Source organism: Virgibacillus sp. CM-4, from assembly GCF_000445495.1.
GTDB classification, from domain to species: domain Bacteria; phylum Bacillota; class Bacilli; order Bacillales; family Amphibacillaceae; genus Virgibacillus; species Virgibacillus salexigens.
This window is the reverse complement of record NZ_AUQA01000007.1, coordinates 157,190-175,356: the sequence shown is the minus strand read 5'-3', so window position 1 is coordinate 175,356 and position 18,167 is coordinate 157,190. Positions and strand designations below refer to the sequence as shown.

Annotated in this window: 11 protein-coding genes; 4 read left to right on the top strand and 7 right to left on the bottom strand. The window is 36.5% G+C overall.

The features are described 5' to 3' along the window. Together M948_RS39675 and M948_RS39670 are read right to left on the bottom strand one after the other, a co-directional pair. Nucleotides 1-2,028: an ABC transporter ATP-binding protein gene (locus M948_RS39675; RefSeq protein ID WP_021292158.1), complete on the bottom strand. Its 2,028-nt coding sequence runs from the start codon at nucleotides 2,026-2,028 to the stop codon at nucleotides 1-3. Then, on the bottom strand, nucleotides 2,007-3,776 hold the full coding sequence (locus M948_RS39670; RefSeq protein WP_021292157.1) for an ABC transporter ATP-binding protein: 1,770 nt from the start codon (nucleotides 3,774-3,776) through the stop codon (nucleotides 2,007-2,009). Before M948_RS39670 ends, M948_RS39675 begins: the two co-directional genes overlap by 22 nt. Nucleotides 3,777-4,256: 480 nt before the next feature. Between M948_RS39670 and M948_RS39665 the strand changes: the two genes are divergently transcribed. The 3 genes from M948_RS39665 to M948_RS39655 are packed head-to-tail and all read left to right on the top strand — an operon-like array spanning nucleotide 4,257 to nucleotide 8,021. Then, nucleotides 4,257-5,762 carry a spore germination protein gene (locus tag M948_RS39665; protein ID WP_021292156.1) on the top strand — a complete coding sequence of 502 codons (1,506 nt, stop codon included), beginning with the start codon at nucleotides 4,257-4,259 and terminating at the stop codon, nucleotides 5,760-5,762. Nucleotides 5,763-5,770: 8 nt separating this feature from the next. Further along, on the top strand, nucleotides 5,771-6,892 hold the full coding sequence (locus tag M948_RS39660; protein ID WP_021292155.1) for a GerAB/ArcD/ProY family transporter: 1,122 nt from the start codon (nucleotides 5,771-5,773) through the stop codon (nucleotides 6,890-6,892). Then, entirely contained in the window at nucleotides 6,882-8,021 is a 1,140-nt protein-coding gene (locus tag M948_RS39655; RefSeq protein WP_021292154.1) for a Ger(x)C family spore germination protein, read from the top strand. Before M948_RS39660 ends, M948_RS39655 begins: the two co-directional genes overlap by 11 nt. A 64-nt stretch (nucleotides 8,022-8,085) precedes the next feature. Here the strand turns inward: M948_RS39655 and M948_RS39650 are convergent, their stop codons facing one another. Then, nucleotides 8,086-9,156 (bottom strand): undecaprenyldiphospho-muramoylpentapeptide beta-N-acetylglucosaminyltransferase, encoded by a 1,071-nt coding sequence (locus M948_RS39650; RefSeq protein ID WP_021292153.1) that lies wholly within the window; start codon nucleotides 9,154-9,156, stop codon nucleotides 8,086-8,088. A 101-nt stretch (nucleotides 9,157-9,257) separates the two neighbouring features. Here M948_RS39650 and M948_RS39645 point away from each other — a divergent pair, with 101 nt between their 5' ends. Further along, nucleotides 9,258-10,631, top strand: a complete 1,374-nt coding sequence (locus M948_RS39645; RefSeq protein ID WP_021292152.1) for an MATE family efflux transporter — start codon at nucleotides 9,258-9,260, stop codon at nucleotides 10,629-10,631. 246 nt (nucleotides 10,632-10,877) lie between these two features. Here the strand turns inward: M948_RS39645 and M948_RS39640 are convergent, their stop codons facing one another. From M948_RS39640 to M948_RS39625, 4 genes are all read right to left on the bottom strand, one after another. After that, nucleotides 10,878-12,065 (bottom strand): NupC/NupG family nucleoside CNT transporter, encoded by a 1,188-nt coding sequence (locus M948_RS39640; RefSeq protein ID WP_021292151.1) that lies wholly within the window; start codon nucleotides 12,063-12,065, stop codon nucleotides 10,878-10,880. 290 nt (nucleotides 12,066-12,355) lie between these two features. Further along, on the bottom strand, nucleotides 12,356-13,648 hold the full coding sequence (locus tag M948_RS39635) for an NCS2 family permease (RefSeq protein WP_021292150.1): 1,293 nt from the start codon (nucleotides 13,646-13,648) through the stop codon (nucleotides 12,356-12,358). Nucleotides 13,649-13,830: 182 nt separating this feature from the next. Beyond that, on the bottom strand, nucleotides 13,831-15,090 hold the full coding sequence (odhB, locus tag M948_RS39630) for a 2-oxoglutarate dehydrogenase complex dihydrolipoyllysine-residue succinyltransferase (RefSeq protein WP_021292149.1): 1,260 nt from the start codon (nucleotides 15,088-15,090) through the stop codon (nucleotides 13,831-13,833). Next, nucleotides 15,083-17,935 (bottom strand): 2-oxoglutarate dehydrogenase E1 component, encoded by a 2,853-nt coding sequence (locus M948_RS39625; RefSeq protein WP_021292148.1) that lies wholly within the window; start codon nucleotides 17,933-17,935, stop codon nucleotides 15,083-15,085. Before M948_RS39625 ends, odhB begins: the two co-directional genes overlap by 8 nt. Between the last annotated feature and the right edge of the window lie 232 nt (nucleotides 17,936-18,167).

Below are 18,167 nucleotides of genomic sequence, written 5' to 3'. Positions count from 1 at the left end.
TTAGACAGCAGAATTTGCTTTTAATCCTTGCTGCATCTGATACATTTGATAATAATATCCAGTTTCTTTCATTAATTCGTTATGATTTCCTTTTTCCATAATTTTACCATGATCTAATACAAAAATAATATCAGCTTGCTGGATCGTTGATAATCGATGGGCAATAACTAATGTTGTTCTACCTGCTTTTAATACTTCTAAAGCCTGTTGGATAACCATCTCGGTTTCTGTATCTATATTTGCTGTCGCTTCATCTAAAATTAAAATAGCAGGATCGAAAGCAAGAGCTCGTGCAAACGATATAAGTTGTCTTTCTCCTAACGAAAAAGTTGTTCCTCCTTCAGTAACTTTTTCCTCATATTGATTCGGTAATTTTTCAATAAAGCGGTCGGCACCTACTGCTTTTAACGCTTTTATCGCTGTTTCTTTGGTGATTGTTGGATCATTCATAGTCACATTGGAGGTAATCGTACCCGAAAATAAGAATGGATCCTGTAAAACAATCCCCATATGACTTCTAACTTGTTGCCTTGACCACTCTTGTGTAGAGATACCATCAATTGTGATTTTTCCTGTCTGTGGATCATAAAACCGAAACAACAAATTCATGATCGAGCTTTTGCCGGATCCAGTATGACCAACAAATGCAGCAGTTTGCCCTGGCTTTATTTCAAAGGAAAGTTCATTCAATACATAGTCCTTGTCATTATAAGCAAAGGAAACCTGATCAAAATGTACATGCCCGCGATATCGTTTGACTGGTTTATCAATAACGGCTTCACCTTTATAGTCCATTAATTCAAACACACGGTTTCCCGCTACTCTCGCTTGTTCAATTAATGGTAACTGGTTTACGATATCTGTAACTGGTTCAAACAATCGGTTAAGGTAATCAACAAAAGCGTACAACAATCCAATTGATATCACACTAGTTGGCTCTAAAGAAAAAGAACCAAAATACCAAATAAAGCCTACAAATGCCAAATTACGGAAAACTGTAACCAGATTATAAGATGTTAACGCACTTAACTTGACTAACTTCCGCTGAAACGTAAAATGACGGTTGTTTAACACCTCAAAATCCTCTTTTGTTTTCTTTTCCCTCCGGAAAGCTTGAATAATTGACATCCCTTGAATCGCTTCATTTATATTTCCATTTATTTCACTTATGGTTGATCTAATAACAGTATTATATTTTGTCCCATAATGTTTATAAAGTTTCATCCAACCATATAGTAAAGGAATAATAAGTAAACATAATGCTGCTAATTTCACATCCAAGATAAACAAGGCTATAAAAATTCCACCCATATAAATAACACTTGTAACGACAATAGATAAAACACGTTCATATAAATCTCGAATAGCCTCGGTATCATTGGTAATACGGGCAACTATTTTCCCTGCCGGCTGATCAACATAATAATTAATCGGAATCCCTTGAATATGCGTAAATAAATCATTTCTCATTTTTTTAACAATATGATTGGATGCTTGCTGTAATAAAAAGGTCTGATAAAACTGAAAGAAACCAGCAATAATTAGCAACAGCATATATAATCCTAATAAATATAGGATCGGTCTTTGCTCAGGTTTAAAAAAGGGATATATCTCAGAAAGCGATAACTTATCTCCCATTACCTCCATTTGTTGACTTCCAGTTGTAATCGTTATGGAATTTCCATTGATCGTCCGTTTGCCCTGTAAAGTCACTTCTTTATCAACGAAATAATAACTGGAACCAATTCCTAAAACGGTTGATGCTCCCTCAATTGCCTTATCTTCCTCTTCTAACCGATCACTTCGTTTATAGTAATCCCCTTTATAAGTGACTGTGTTTCGGTCATCATTTGATTCGACCTGTTGCCAAATGCCTTCGACACCAAGGATATGATCATCGATTACTTTTTTAGCAATTAATGGACCTGCTAATTCTAATGAAACAGCAATAATTAAACAAATGAGACCAATAATAATTCCTTTTTTAAATTGCCATGCGTACGCGACTAACCTTTTCTCTGTTGACATGAATTGGTCACCTCTTTGTCTGCTAATTGTTGTTGTTGATATTGTTTTTGATACCACCCATTATTAAGAATTAATTGATCGTGTGTTCCTTTTTCAATAATTTTTCCATCTTCCAATACAATAATATGGTCAGCATGTGTCACTGCGGAAAGACGATGAGCTGCAATTAAAGTTGTTTTATTTTGCCTTTCTTGCCGTAAATGCTCAATTATTTTTGCTTCTGTCTTACCGTCTACGGCAGATAGCGAATCATCTAATATTAATATCTCAGGATCTTTAATAAAGGCTCGCGCTAAAGCCACGCGTTGTTTTTGTCCGCCAGATAATGTAACACCGCTTTCTCCGACTTGTGTATCTAAGCCATTCGGCAACTGCTTCATATCATTAAGAAAATGGGCTAATTCCATTACTCGATATATTTCCTGATCTGTTGCAGCCTCTTTTCCAAATTGAATGTTCTCACGGATAGACTTAGAAAACATGACCTGATCTTGAGGAACATATCCAATCCAAGAACGAATTGTTTCTAAGGAAAGATCCTCTATATTCTTATCAGATATTGTTATTTTCCCTTCTACCCCAGCATATTGGCGTAGTAATAACTTAAATAGCGTTGTTTTTCCAGCACCTGTTTTTCCTACTATCCCAATTGTTTGCCCTTTATTTATCGTTAATGAGATATTCTTTAATTGCTTTCTCTCCGTCGAGGGATAAGCAAAGGATACCGAGTTATATTGCACCGTCATAACGTCTGGTACATGAATAGGATGTGCTGGCTGTTGAATATCAGATTGATAATCAAGCGTATGACTAATACGATCTAAGGAAGCATTCCCACGTTGCAATATATTAATTAATTCGCCAACAGCAAACATTGGCCAAATAAGCATGCCTAAATAGACGTTAAATGTTACTAAATCCCCAAGTGTTAAAATATTATCGAAAACAAGAAAAGCTCCATAGCCCAGTCCAATTGTATAAGACAGTCCTACTAATATTTTCATTGTAGGTTCAAATAAAGCATCTATTTTAGCTACTTCTATGTTTTTTTCGTATACATCCATTGTCATCGCATGAAAACGTTTTGCATCCTGCTTCTCCTGAACAAAAGCTCGTATTACTCTTACTCCCCGAATCGATTCGAGCACGTCATTATTCATTTCCCCAAAAGCCGCTTGCGCTTTTGTAAATCGATTATGAATGGCTGAACCATATTTATTCATTACGATTGCCATTATTGGTAATGGGATTAAAGCAGCTAACGTTAACTTCCAGCTAATGGTGAATCCCATCATTGCTACAATCATTAACATAAATATACTCGAATCAACGAGCGTAAGTACGCCAAAACCAGCTGTTAAACTAACCGCCTTTAAATCATTGGTACTACGTGCCATCAAATCACCTGTACGATATTTACCAAAGAATGTTGGCGTCATCCTTAAGAAATGATCCATCAATTTACTTCTCATCCATCTTTCTAAAATGACTGCACCACTAAACAATGTATAATCCCATAAATAGGAAATAGCATAGTGAACAATAATTAATACGAGATAACCAACGATAATCGCCATTAATAACTGGGAAGTTAATGTCTCAAATTGAATATGATCAATTGTATAACCTGCCAATTTAGGTGGTATTAAACCAATCGCACTTGCAATAATTAAAGCTAAAATTGCAAAGAGGTATCGTTTCCAATAATGTTTAAAAAACCAAGTTAACTTGATAAATACCTCAAACATTCCCTACACCTTCTTCTCTTTTTTCTTTTACATAAAAAATTCTTCCGCTGATATTCTCTGTCCTACTCAAACATGTCGGATCATTCACCCATAAAAAAACACACATCCGTCCATGACGAATGCGTGTTTTATTGAGATAAGTAATGGTTACATAGACAACTTACCCATAAAAAAAGTCACAGACATAGGTGACCTTTTAACGATACGGATAAACAATCTAAGAATATTACATTCTTCCGCTTGAGGTCACAGAGAATATAGAATTGGTTAATAATGATTGCTGGGTAATTTGTTTTCGCATGATACGTGACCTCCTCTTTTTTGATTCTCAATTATTATAGTATTAAGAAAATTTTTAGTCAACATGTTTTTTGCAAATTTTGAAATTAATTTTAATGACGCGTCAACACTTTTCTAACATAATATCTCTCGCTTGCAGACATACTAACTTATATAAACCGTACGAATGGGATGGTATGTATGAGAAAAGCAAGAAAAAAAAGCAATGATAACTCTATCTTTCCAACAAATCTAGAAGATCTTAAAAGGCAATTACAAACCAAATTTGATCACAATTCAGACTTAAACTATACCATCTACCAACATCAAAATCAGCAGCTTGCTGTTTTTTATGTTACCTATTTAATAGATACGAATAAAGTCGAAGCATCTCTGCTTAAGCCTTTATTAGATAGTAAACAATCCTGGGATAATACGAAACTTCTCAATCAAATTCCGCTCAGTTCTGGAAAAAAAGCTAAGACAATGGATGACATATTAAAAGGAATCCTAATGGGAGAAGTCTTCATTTATATTGAAAATGAAAAAGAAATAGTCTCCTATCCATTAAAGAAAGAGGAAAAAAGAGACCTTTCAAAGGCTGAAACAGAGTCACTAGTTCTTGGTCCACAGGTTGCCTTTACAGAATCACTCGCTACCAATATGAATCTTACGAGAAAAGGGATATTATCAAACGACCTGGTATTAGAAAAGATTATCGTCGGTGAACAGTCTCCTAAAGAACTACGATTAGCGTATTTAAAATCCGTCGCAAATCAGGATGACATCAATACGATGCGCCAGCGTCTAGTTGAATTGGAAGTGGATGAAATTGAAGACAGTTCCGTTTTGATCCAACTAATTGAAGACTCTTCATCTAGCATCTTTCCACAGTTTTATGAGACGGAATTACCTGATCGCTTTTCCTATTCCATTTCCAAAGGACGAGTTGGTGTACTTGTTGAAAATAGTCCTACTGGTATTATCGCACCCATTACGTTATTTAGCTTTTTGGAATCAACGGAAGATTTATATATGCGATGGAACATTGGATCTTTTTTTCGTATTCTTCGTTTCATAGCAATGGTTATATCCGTTTTGTTGACGCCTATGTATGTAGCGGTGGTTACCTATCATTATGAGATCATCCCGATGCCCTTGCTCATCACCCTTGGTCAATCACGTGCAAATGTTCCGTTTCCTCCAATTTTTGAAGCAATGCTGTTAGAGCTATTGATCGAATTACTACGAGAGGCCGGCGCAAGATTACCTACCAAAGTAGGTCAAACCATGGGTATAGTCGGAGGTGTTGTCGTTGGTACTGCTGCTGTACAGGCAGGACTTACTAGCAATACGTTAATTATTTTGGTTACATTAAGCGCACTAGCTTCCTTTACAGCACCTAGTTACTTAATGGGTACAACCATACGCGTATTACGTTTTCCGATGATCATTCTTGGAGGTGTCCTAGGATTAATCGGAATTATGTTTGGAATTTGTTTTTTAATTATACATTTGCTTAAATTAACTTCATTGGGAAGACCATATTTATCTCCTGTCTACCCATTCAATTGGCAGGATCTAAATAAGACCTTATTCCGACTTCCATACAATATGCAAACGAAACGATTTGTTTCCTTTCGCTTAAGAGACCTGTACCGATTTGACAAAGATAAGGCGAGAAAGAAGAAAGACATAGATGAGTAGGTGAAAATGTGGAGATTAATCTGAATATCAAACCAAATTTACAGATAAGATCCTTTTACCTGTTTTTTGTTATCGTATCCATTCAAATTGGTGTAGGCATTATGGGAGTGCCACGAATCATATTTGAAGCCTCTGGCCGTGATGCCTGGATATCTGTCATCCTTGCATTTTTATATATTGTTCTTCTGCTTTCAGTGATGTTCCTGATTTTAAAACCGTATGACAATGCAGACATTTTTGGTATTCAAATTGACATTTTTGGGAATTGGATAGGCAAATTATTAGGTACGATCTATATCGCCTATTTCGTTCTAAATTTATTTACGGTATTAATTACCTATATTGAGGTAGTTACTATTTTTATTTTTCCTGATCTTAATAACTTTTTTATGGCTATTTTATTGGTTGCTTTGATCTTATACAGTACAATCGGTGGAATTAGAGTAATTATTGGTGTCTGCTTCTTGTTTTTCATCCTATCCCACTGGTTGGTATTGTTACTTGCCCAACCCATTTGGGAAATGGATTGGTCGCATTTCCAACCAATGTTTCAATCATCGTTAACGGAGCTGTTAGAAGGGGCTCGACAAACAGCCTATACATTTAGCGGCATTGAGCTTCTATTTTTACTTTATCCCTTTGTCCAAAATAAGAAATCAGTAAAGCTCCCGGTTTATTTAGGAGCTTTATGGTCGGCTTTACTTGTAATGGCAGCGACAGTGGTTGTAACTGGTTTCTTTACACCAGAAGAAATAAAAGCTAGAGAATGGTCAGTACTTGGTCTATATAAGATTCAATCCTTCTCTTTTGTAGAACGATTTGATTATATTGTTGTTGCAGAGTGGATGATGGTCACTCTCCCTAACATGATATTATGTAGCTGGGCAGTCATCTATGGGATAAAACGACTTTATAAAATCCCACAAAAAACTACCTTATATGTACTTGTTTCGTTATTAGCAATCGCTAGTATATTTACAAAAGAACATTATGTTATTCAAGCGTTAATTAACTTTTCAGCCAAACTTGGTTTCTGGATTATATATATTTATCCCTTCCTTTTACTTATTCTGGTCTACGTAAAAAAGCGGATCTTTCAAAATAAAGGAGCTGTTAATCATGAAAAATAAGCTCATTATGCTGCTCTGCTTTATTCCTATTCTTCTATTAAGTGGTTGTCTGGAAACGAAACCAATAGAAAGATTAGCGATTATAAATGCTAGAGGTATTGATTTACTGGCTGAAGGATTAATTGATACGACACTCGTAATGTTTCAATTTGATACACAAAGTCCAGACATTTCCAAGATTGCTTCCGGCTCAGGGAAAACAATTAAAGAGGCTAGATATGACGCAAACACCAAAACCAGTTTTACATTAACACCAGGGCAAATACGTTTGGAATTATATGGTAAAGATGTAGCAGAAAAGGGAATCATTTCATACTTAAATACCCTAGTGCGTGATGCACGCACATCGGATAGGGTACTGTTAGCAATTACTGATTCTTCTGCAAAGGAAATTATTACCCAAGGACAGCAGGCAACCAATATAAATGTCGGCTTATTTATGAGTGGGTTAATCAAACAGAAAATTGAGAATGACAGTATTCCAAAGCCAGAACTATATGATTTTACACATGCCTTTTTTGAAAAGGGGCAAGATCCCGTACTACCTCTTATTAGTTCTGCAGAAGGGACGCCAGCATTGTCATCAATGGCCATGTTCAAAGATGATGTTTATGTTGGGAAGCTTTCGCTAGATCAAGCAATATTAATTAATATGTTTTTAAAAACCATTCATTCTACCCCGTTTGATATTGGGGTAGATGCAAAACCGCTTGAAAAGTATTTACAAAACTTTCTTTCTGGTCAAGATAATGAGACGATCCAATTAAATGGGAAGATTATCAAGGGAAGAACGAATACAAAAATAGTCGATCCCAAACAACTTAAGTTTCAAACGGATGTGACCATCCAAATGAATTTACTTGAGCTGTCCCGAGAATTAGATTTAGCTAATGAAGAAGTTACTTCAACACTTGAAGAACAAATTGAAAAACAAGTAAAAAAGCAGTATGAAGAATTATTAACACAAACACAAAAAATGAAAGCAGATCCATTTGGATACGGAGAAATTTACCGAATCAATAAAAATAATGGGGAATTAAAAAGAGATCAATGGCATGAGCTCTACCCTGAAATAGACGTGGATTACAAGGTAGATGTAAAAATCGTTGAATACGGAACGATTAGATGATGCTGCATAGATAAAGGGAGCTATCCACAAGCTCCCTTTGTAATTTATTTATCATGCCTTTTTATTATTTTCTTACCTCGGATATGATTTCGATTACACGATCCTTGGCTTTTTCTGTTTTATATTGTTTCATTGCATCAACCATTACTGGCGCTGATTTTGTTAATTGCTTGATTTCTTCTATTAGTGCCTCATCTGTTAAGGCTTCCTCTTCTAAAACTCTGGCATAACGCCGCTCTGCAAATGATTTTGCATTAATAATCTGATCACCACGACTAGCCTGACGAGATAATGGAATTAACAGCATTGGCAACTGTAAAGCTAAAAATTCAAAGATAGCATTTGAACCAGCCCTAGAAAGCACAAAATCACTTGCAGCGAACATATCTTTTAATTCCTCATTAATGTATTCAAATTGCCTATAACCTGGTTCGTTAATTGCTGTATCCATTTTACTATGACCACAAATATGAATGATTTGTAAAAATGGTAGTAATTGCGGAAGACAATTTCGAACGGTTTCGTTTATTTTTTCAGAGCCGCCACTGCCTCCCATAATCAAAAGTACCGGTTTTTCACCTGATAAGCCCGTTATATCCAGACCATTTTGTCTACTGCCTTGAAATAATTCATCACGTATGACTGCACCAACGTATTCAGATTTTTTCTCCGGAAGGTACGAAAGGGTCTCTGGAAATGTTGCTAATACTTTTTGTGCAAATGGCATGGCAATTTTATTGGCTAAGCCCGGTGTATAATCAGATTCATGTACCACTGCTGGAACACCGGTTAGTTTAGCTGCCAGCATGACAGGAACAGATACAAATCCACCTTTAGAAAATATTACAGATGGTTTCCGTTTCCTTAAGATATTTATTGCTTGTAAAGTACCTTTTAATACTTTAAATGGATCTTTTATATTTTCCTTCGATATATACCTTCTCAATTTTCCCGTAGAAATCGGATGGTATGTGACTTCATCTAGCTCGCTAACCAAATTCCGTTCGATACCTTCTTTAGATCCTATATAATCAATTTCCCATCCCTGTTCTTGGTAGTATGGGATTAGCGCTAAATTTACAATTACATGGCCTGCTGTCCCTCCACCTGTAAACAGTATCCTTTTTTTATTCATATGATGTTAACGTCCCTTCTTTCAAACTGCTTCATAAAACGGTATAATATTTTTGTTCCTCTTCTATCCTATTAGAAAATACTCGAAAAAGGAAGAGAATTATGTATCCAACAACAACCATCAAAGAAAAATTTAAGCTATTTGGTATTATTTTAATCCCGATACTCATTACCCAAGTAAGTATGTATTTAATGAACATATTTGATACTGTCATGTCAGGTCGCGCTGGTGCAATAGATCTTGCAGGAGTAGCAATTGGCTCTAGCCTTTGGGTCCCCATATTTACAGGAATTAATGGGATCTTATTAGCCATCACTCCAATTATTGCTCAACTAATTGGTGCGAATTCAAATAACCAAGTTTCTCATAAAGTTCAACAGGCGATTTACTTGTCTACCATACTCGCAGTTATCGTATGTATCATTGGCGGGATACTGCTAAACCCGATATTGAACATGATGGATTTAGAAAGTGGTGTACAACGTACAGCTAAATATTATCTAATTGCACTAGGAACAGGGATTATCCCGTTATTTATTTTTAATACCATTCGCTGTTTTATTGACGCACTTGGTCAAACACGTATCTCGATGTTCATCATTTTACTATCGTTACCTTTAAATTTATTTTTTAATTATATCTTTATTTTTGGCAAGTTTGGTGTCCCTGCCTACGGTGGGATTGGAGCTGGTATAGCAACATCCGTAACGTATTGGTTAGTAGGTATCATATCATTAATTGTTATCTACCATATCCACCCATTTCGCAGATTTTCCATTTTAACCAATTGGGTTAGACCCTCTATTGCTGTATGGTGGGATCAATTAAAGATTGGAATTCCGATTGGTTTTGCTATGTTTTTTGAAACGAGTATTTTTTCAGCCGTAACGCTTTTTATGAGTGTATACAGTACCTATACGATCGCTGCGCATCAAGCAGCCATTAATTTCGCTTCTTTACTATATATGATCCCGCTTAGTGTTGGTATGGCTCTAACGATAGCAATTGGTTTTGAGATTGGAGCGAAACGTTTTAAGGACGCAAGAACCTATGGCTATATCGGAATTAGTGGCGGGATTTTTATTGCATTATTTGCAGGGTTTGTAATATACATTACCAGAGATTGGGTTGCTGCCTTATATAACTCAAACCCCGAAGTAATTGAATTAACCAAGCAATTCTTATTTTATGCGATATTCTTTCAGTTGGCTGACGCCTTTGGAGCTCCTATACAAGGGGCGCTTCGTGGATATAAAGATGTCAATATAACCCTAATAATGGCCTTGATTTCCTATTGGATTATTGGTCTTCCTGTTGGATGGCTATTAGCAAACTACACAGCTCTCGAACCATTTGGATATTGGGTCGGTATTATAACCGGCTTGACTTGTGGAGCCATTGCATTATTGGGGAGACTGCTTTACTTACAAAGGAAATATGTACGTTTGAAAGGAGTAGAGACAGAGAAAATATAAAATTGATATTACCACTGTTGCAGAACTATCTAGATTCTGCAACAGTTTTTTTGCCAGGTTTATTAAGGAAGGCTGGCTAATTCCACGTTCTAGGCGACCGCGACCTCGGCAAGACTTGCATCCTTTAGGCCCGCTGCTAGATTACGTGGTTAGTTGTCCACCATTATAGAATTTTATACAGTCCTAAACAATAAAAAAATACGCTTGTCCATATTGGCTCAAGCGTACGTAAACGAAGATATATTATTATAGGAATAAGCCAACAATAGAAGCTGATAAAATTGATGCCAATGTCGCACCAATTAATAATTTCATTCCAAATCCAGAAACACTAACTGCTTTTTTAGCATCGATCCCTTTCACTGTTCCTGCAATAATCCCAATCGATGAGAAGTTCGCGAAACTGGTTAGGAATACAGATACAATACCGATTGTTTTTTCTGACATGGATTCTAACATTGGTTGAAATTGCAGCATAGCAACAAATTCATTTGTTACAATTTTTGTTCCCATAATCGAACCAGCCTGAACAACTTCACTCGGTGAAATTCCCATAAGCATTCCAATAGGAGCTAAAACATAACCTAAGATTTCTTGAAGCGTAACTCCGGCAAATATCAACTGAATTAACCAATTGACTAATTCTAATGAAGCGATGAATGCGATTAACATAGCGGCTACAATTAAGGCAATCTTACCACCTTCAAGTGCACCATTACCCATTGCCTCAAAAATGCTTCGATCATTCGTTACATCCTTGATGTCTACCACATCTTCTTCCTTTGGTACTTTTACGGGTGCAATAACTGAAGATATCATTAACGCACTTAACATATTCAAAGGAAGTGCTACCAATACATACTCAGCTGGTAATATTTGTAAATATGCTCCAACAATAGAAGCAGATACAGATCCCATTGCAGAAGCACTTACAATATACAATCGATTATCATTTAAATGATGGAACTGTGAGCGAATAGCAATTAACGCTTCTGATTGTCCAAAAAATATACTATTAACGGCGTTAAATGATTCTACTCTAGGTAAACCCGTTATTTTAGAAATTAACCCACCGAAGTATTTAATAAGTGGTGGAAGAATACGAAGATAAGTTAATACAGATAGCAACGTTGCAAAGAAGATAATTAATAGTAGAACATTGAAGAAAAATACGCCGCCTTCTTCTGTAACAAACCCACCTACTACAAAATTAATACCTTCCGTACCAAACTCAATTAATTTATTAAAACCTGCCGAAATACCAGTAATAACTTTCTGACCAATCTCTGTTCTAAACATGAACAGGGTAATCAAAAGTTGTAAGACTAACATGATTCCAATGCCTTTATAATTTATGTTCTTTTTATCATTCGACATTAAAAAAGCTAGTCCCAGGACAATGACAATTGCCAATAATCCTAGAATTATTCCCACACTGATTGCCTCCCTTTTTTGTAACTGTTTTCATTCTTTTTGTTTCATAGGTCATTGTACCAAGTTGTCTGACGTCATGCAAGAGATTGTTTTTTCTGTCAATTTAAAAAACTACACTATTTTGTTTTCCTATTCGTTTGTAAAAAACGTCGATTTCAAGGCTTAAGGGTGACGCGACTATTTAATATAATCGAATTACTGTTGCACTGTCTCTCGGTTGATCTGTAGCCACTTATTTATAATTAAAAAAGCCTCAATAACCTAGGAGTTATTGAGACCATTGTAACGAATTAATGGGTAGGAAAAAAAGCCATCTGGATGATAAAAATTACACCAAACAAATAAAGTAGCCAATGGACTTCTTTTCCCCTTCCGCATACCAACTTTAATAGAGGGTAAGTGATAAATCCTATGGATATTCCAGTGGCAATGCTAGAAGTAAGTGGCATGGATAGAATAATAGCAAACGCTGGAAAAGCCTCAACAAACGATTTCCAATTTATTTTTGCTAATCCTTCCATCATAAAACAACCAACTATGATTAGTACTGGTGAAGTAATTGCTGGTATATTTGCCACTGCACTAATAATGGGAGTAAAAAATATCGACAGTGCAAATAACAAAGCTACAATTACAGAAGTTAAGCCAGTTCGACCACCAGCAGCCACTCCAGAAGTAGATTCAATGTAAGCAGTTGAAGGGCTTGTCCCAAACATAGAACCAACAGTAGTTGCCGTAGCATCAGATAATAGTGCAGCCTTTGCACGTGGCATATTCCCATTTTTCATAAATCCTGCTTGTTCAGCTACACCAATCATTGTTCCCGTTGTATCAAATATTGTTACGAGAAGAAATGCAAAGACAATCGTATATAGACTTTGACTAAACACACCGGCAATATCAAGATCAAAAAATACAGGTGTTGGTGGAGTTGATATGTATCCTTCACTGAACGATAATTGTCCTGTAAAAATAGCTATAATTGTAGTTATAAGCATACCAATAAATAAGGCACCCTTCATGTTCCAGACAAATAAAATAAGGGTAATAAACAAACCGATCAATGTTAATAATGTCATTGGCTGATGTAAGTCCCCTAATCCAACAATGTTGGCTTCATTTGGAGCAACAATACCAGCCATTTTCAACCCGTTAAATGCAATAAATAAGCCGATGCCCGAAGTAATACCATACTTTAGCGAAGACGGGATTGCTTTTATTAAAGTTTCCCGCAACGTTGTTAAACTAAGTAGTATAAATAAAATACCAGCCACAAATACAGTACCAAATACAGTTTGATACGAGAGACCTTCTGCTGCAACGACACTGGCAAAATATGCATTTAACCCCATCCCAGGAGCAATAGCAATTGGATAGTTTGCAAAAAATCCCATACATAGTGTTCCAACTACTGCCGATATAATCGTTGCCATAAATACTTGTTCAAATGGTACCCCCGCTGCAGACAGAATAGCAGGATTAACAACGATAATATAAACCATTGTTAAAAATGTAGTCAAACCGGCAACTATTTCTGTTTGGATATTTGTATTGTTTTCCGTTAATCTAAATAAATTCTTCAAAGATAGCACCTTTCTTTCCGAATAAAATCGACAACATTTAATATAATATTCGTTTTTAAGTTTTAATGCAAGATAAAATGCTTTGTATCTTTTACATGAAAGAATTAGCCCTATTTTAACCAATAATTAAGATCTTACCACAAAAAAAGCCTTGCTTTAAGCAAGGCTTTTTAAACATTTCATTATCCTTCAAGTAATAAATCATAAGGATCTTCAAGCAATTGTTTCACACGAACTAGGAACTGTACAGCTTCTTTTCCGTCAACAATTCGATGGTCATAGGATAGAGCAATATACATCATTGGGCGTACTTCGATGCTATCGTCTGGCATAACCATTGCACGTTTTTGGATATTATGCATGCCGAGAATTCCAACTTGCGGAGCGTTCAGAATTGGCGTAGACAACATAGAGCCAAACGTTCCACCATTTGTTATCGTAAATGAACCGCCTTGCAGTTCACTCATTTCCAGCTTCTTATCACGAGCCTTTTTACCGAGATTACCAATTTCTTTTTCGACACCTGCAAAATCTAAACGATCAGCGTCGCGCACAACTGGAACAACTAAACCATCATCTGTAGATACTGCAATACCAATATCGTAGAATTTTTTAATAACAATTTCATTGTCTTGTATCTCAGCATTTAATAGCGGAAATTCTTTCAAAGCACCTACAACTGCTTTAGTAAAGAAAGACATAAACCCTAATTTAACACCGTGTTTTTCAATAAATTTTTCTTTTCTTTCACTACGGAGTTTCATTACGTTCGTTAGATCAACTTCGTTGAATGTTGTTAACATCGCAGCTTCATGTTGTACATCCACTAGACGTTTAGCAATTGTTTGGCGACGACGAGACATTTTCACCCGCTCAACTGGCTTATCAAATTCTGTTTTTTCTTTTGATTTTTTATCCTCTTTTGCTGGTTTGGTATTTTCCTTAGAACTGCTAGCAGCTGCATCCACATCCTCTGGACGAATCCTTCCTAATGGATCGCGTGGACTCACTTTACTTAAGTCTATGTTTAATTCACGAGCACGTTTTCTTGCTGCTGGAGAAGCAATGACATCTCCTTTTGATTGTGTTTCTTCTTTATCCGCTTGCTTGTCTTCTTGTTTTGGTTCCTCTTTTTTCTGCTCATTCTCTTTTGCTTTTGATTCGGCAGGCTCATTTTCTTCTTGTGAAGTATCCCCACCTGCTTCGCCATTTTCGTCAATTTTCGCGATAATGTCACCAACCTCTACATCATCACCCTCTTCACGGATAATTTCGGTAATAACTCCTGAGAAGTCGGAGTTGACTTCCACATTTACTTTATCCGTTTCTAACTCTACTACTGGGTCACCTTTTTCAATATTATCCCCTTTTTTAACCAACCACTCTGCAATGGTTCCTTCGGTAATCGATTCAGCTAGCTCTGGTACTTTAATTTCATTCATTGGAATCTCCTCCTTTTGATGGGCTAATCGCTTGTTGTACGATTTGATTTTGCTCTGTTTTATGCACATTTGGAACACCAACAGATGGTGCTGAACGATTTGGTCGTCCAATATAACGCAATGACTGATCATCTTCTAATAATTCCCTTAAATAATCATCTACAAAATCCCAACTACCCATGTTTTTCGGTTCTTCCTGAACCCAAACAATTTCTTCAAGATTTGGCAATGCCTTTAATTCTTTCTCTAATTGTTTCTTAGGAAATGGATAGATTTGTTCCAATCGTAATACACGTAACCAATCAAATTTTTCTTCCGAAAGTTCCATCGCCTCTTCTATATCAACCATTACTTTCCCGCTTCCAATTAACAGGCGTGTAGCATTTTTCTTGCTTACTTTTAAATTAGGCTGTTCGCGCAATGGCTGGAACTTACCTTCTGTAAATTCTTCTGCAGCGGATGCAATCCGTTGATTTCGAATTAAACTACTTTTTGGTGTCATAACAACTAAAGGTCTTGCTTCTTCGCGATTTCTTAAAGCTGCTTGCCTGCGAATTAAATGGAAGAACTGTGCAGATGAAGTTACATAAGCAACAATCCAGTTATTCTCTGCCGCCATTTGTAAGAAACGTTCTAAGCGAGCGCTTGAGTGTTCTGGACCTTGCCCTTCATATCCATGAGGAAGCAGCATCACCATATTGGATTTCTCTCCCCACTTTGCACGAGCAGCGGAAATAAACTGATCAAATACTACCTGCGCTGCATTGGCAAAATCACCAAATTGCGCCTCCCATAAAACTAACGTATTTGTCGCCTGAACACTATACCCATACTCATAGCCTAACACACCTGCTTCAGATAACGGGCTATTACGAATATCAAAAGATGCATGAGCATCTTTTAACGTATGCATTGGACTAAATTTTTCATTCGATTTCACATCATGAATAACCAGATGACGATGTGCAAATGTCCCACGCTCTGTATCTTGACCAGTTAAACGAATAGGAATGCCATCTTTCAAGATAGATGCATATGCCAGTGCCTCTCCAGTGCCCCAATCCGCTTTTCCACCTTCTTCTAAGGAGTTTTGACGGCGTTTGAGTATTTTCTCAAGCTTTTTATAGCTATTAAAACCTCCCGGACGATGCATTAATCCTTCATTTAACTCTTTTAATGTATCTAAGTCAACTGCCGTTTCAAATTGATCCAAGCCATTGGTTAAGGCTTCAGGCATTGGTTTTGAAACACATTCACCCGTTTCATTTTCTTTCATATTATTATATATTTCACGTAATTCTTGTTCTGCTTTATCTTTAATTTCTTTAAATTTATCAGCACTTGCAATTCCTTTTTCTTCGAGCACTTTAGCAAAAACATTGGCAGCCGTTGGATGCTTATCAATTTCTTCATAAAGACCTGGTTGTGTCATTCGTGGTTCATCCATCTCATTATGACCATAACGGCGGTACCCAACTAAATCGATTAGAAAATCTTTATGGAATTTCTGGCGATATTCGTAAGCAATCTTCACAGCAGATACACATGCAATTGGATCATCTGCATTAACGTGTATAATAGGTATTTCAAATCCTTTCGCCAAATCACTTGCATAACGAGTTGATCGTCCATCTACTTGATCCGTCGTATATCCTACAAGGTTATTCGCTATTATATGAAGTGATCCTCCCGTAGAATAACCTGGTAATCCACTCATGTTTAACGTTTCGGCAACAACTCCTTCGCCGATAAAAGCCGCATCACCATGAATAACTACAGGAACTGCCTTATTCGTGTCTTGCTTTGGATAACCGCTTTCTGTCCGATCATCTTGAGCAGCACGAGCAAATCCCTCTACCACTGGATTAACAAATTCTAAATGAGAAGGATTATGAGCCAAACGAATTCGAGTTGTATTCTCATCGCCTGGTTCTTTGGTTGCACCATAATGATACTTCACATCACCAGTCCAACCATAATTAATTCCCATTGAGCCTTCAGATGGAATAAGCTCCTTGTTCGGAGAGTGGTGAAATTCAGAAAAAATCTTATCATATGGTTTTCCCAAAACATGGGCTAATACTGCTAAACGTCCCCGATGCGCCATTCCCATCATAATGTTTTCGACCTTATCATTTCTTGCATATTTAACAATTTGGTCGAGCATCGGTACCATAGCCTCTAAACCTTCAATAGAAAATCTTTTTTGGCCAACAAACGTCTTTTGTAAAAAGCTCTCAAACCCTTCTACATGTGTAAGGCGTTCAAGTAATTTAACCTTTTCTTCATTCGATAGTTCCAATCGGGCATTTCCCGATTCTATCAAATCCAACAACCATTTGCGTTCGTCATCATTATTTACATGATCGTACTCAAATGTAATGGTACCTGAATAATATTTCTTCAATTCTTTAATAACATCTAACCCGTTTTCAACATTACTTGGTGCTTTTTCCCATAACCATGCAGCTGGCATACTTTTTAGATCTTCATCCGATAAACCGTAAGTTGATGCTTCTACTAATTCAGATTTTCGACCTCTATGACCAACTGGATATATATCTGCTTCCAAATGTCCGAAACGACGAATAGCCTCAACAAGTTTCATTGCTGAGGTGAGTTTTTTTACGTCATTTATAGATGTAGCCTGAGACGGTGCCTCGGCTGAAACAGTTGATTGGGATAACCATTGTGGGGCTCCATGCTCATCGAACATTTTCTTAATGGATGGATCTACTGCCTCTGGATCCTCTTTATACAATTCATATTGTTCTTCTACATACCCCATGTTTGGACCATGAAATTCTGACCAGAATCTCTCATTAGATTCTTCGCGCTGTGCCACCTTTTATACCCCCATTAGAAGTTAGCTTCCCGTTATGAAACGGTATACATTATTCATTCTACATTATAGAACTGACTGATGTTTACTTCAACTAATATACCCTATTTTATTAGTTGAAACAACACAATGTTCCAACGTTGATTATAGTTTAAATTTTCAAATGATTAACTCTATTAAAAAAGGGAAGGATGAACTATATACCAATCCTCTTAGCTAAAAACCATAATTATTC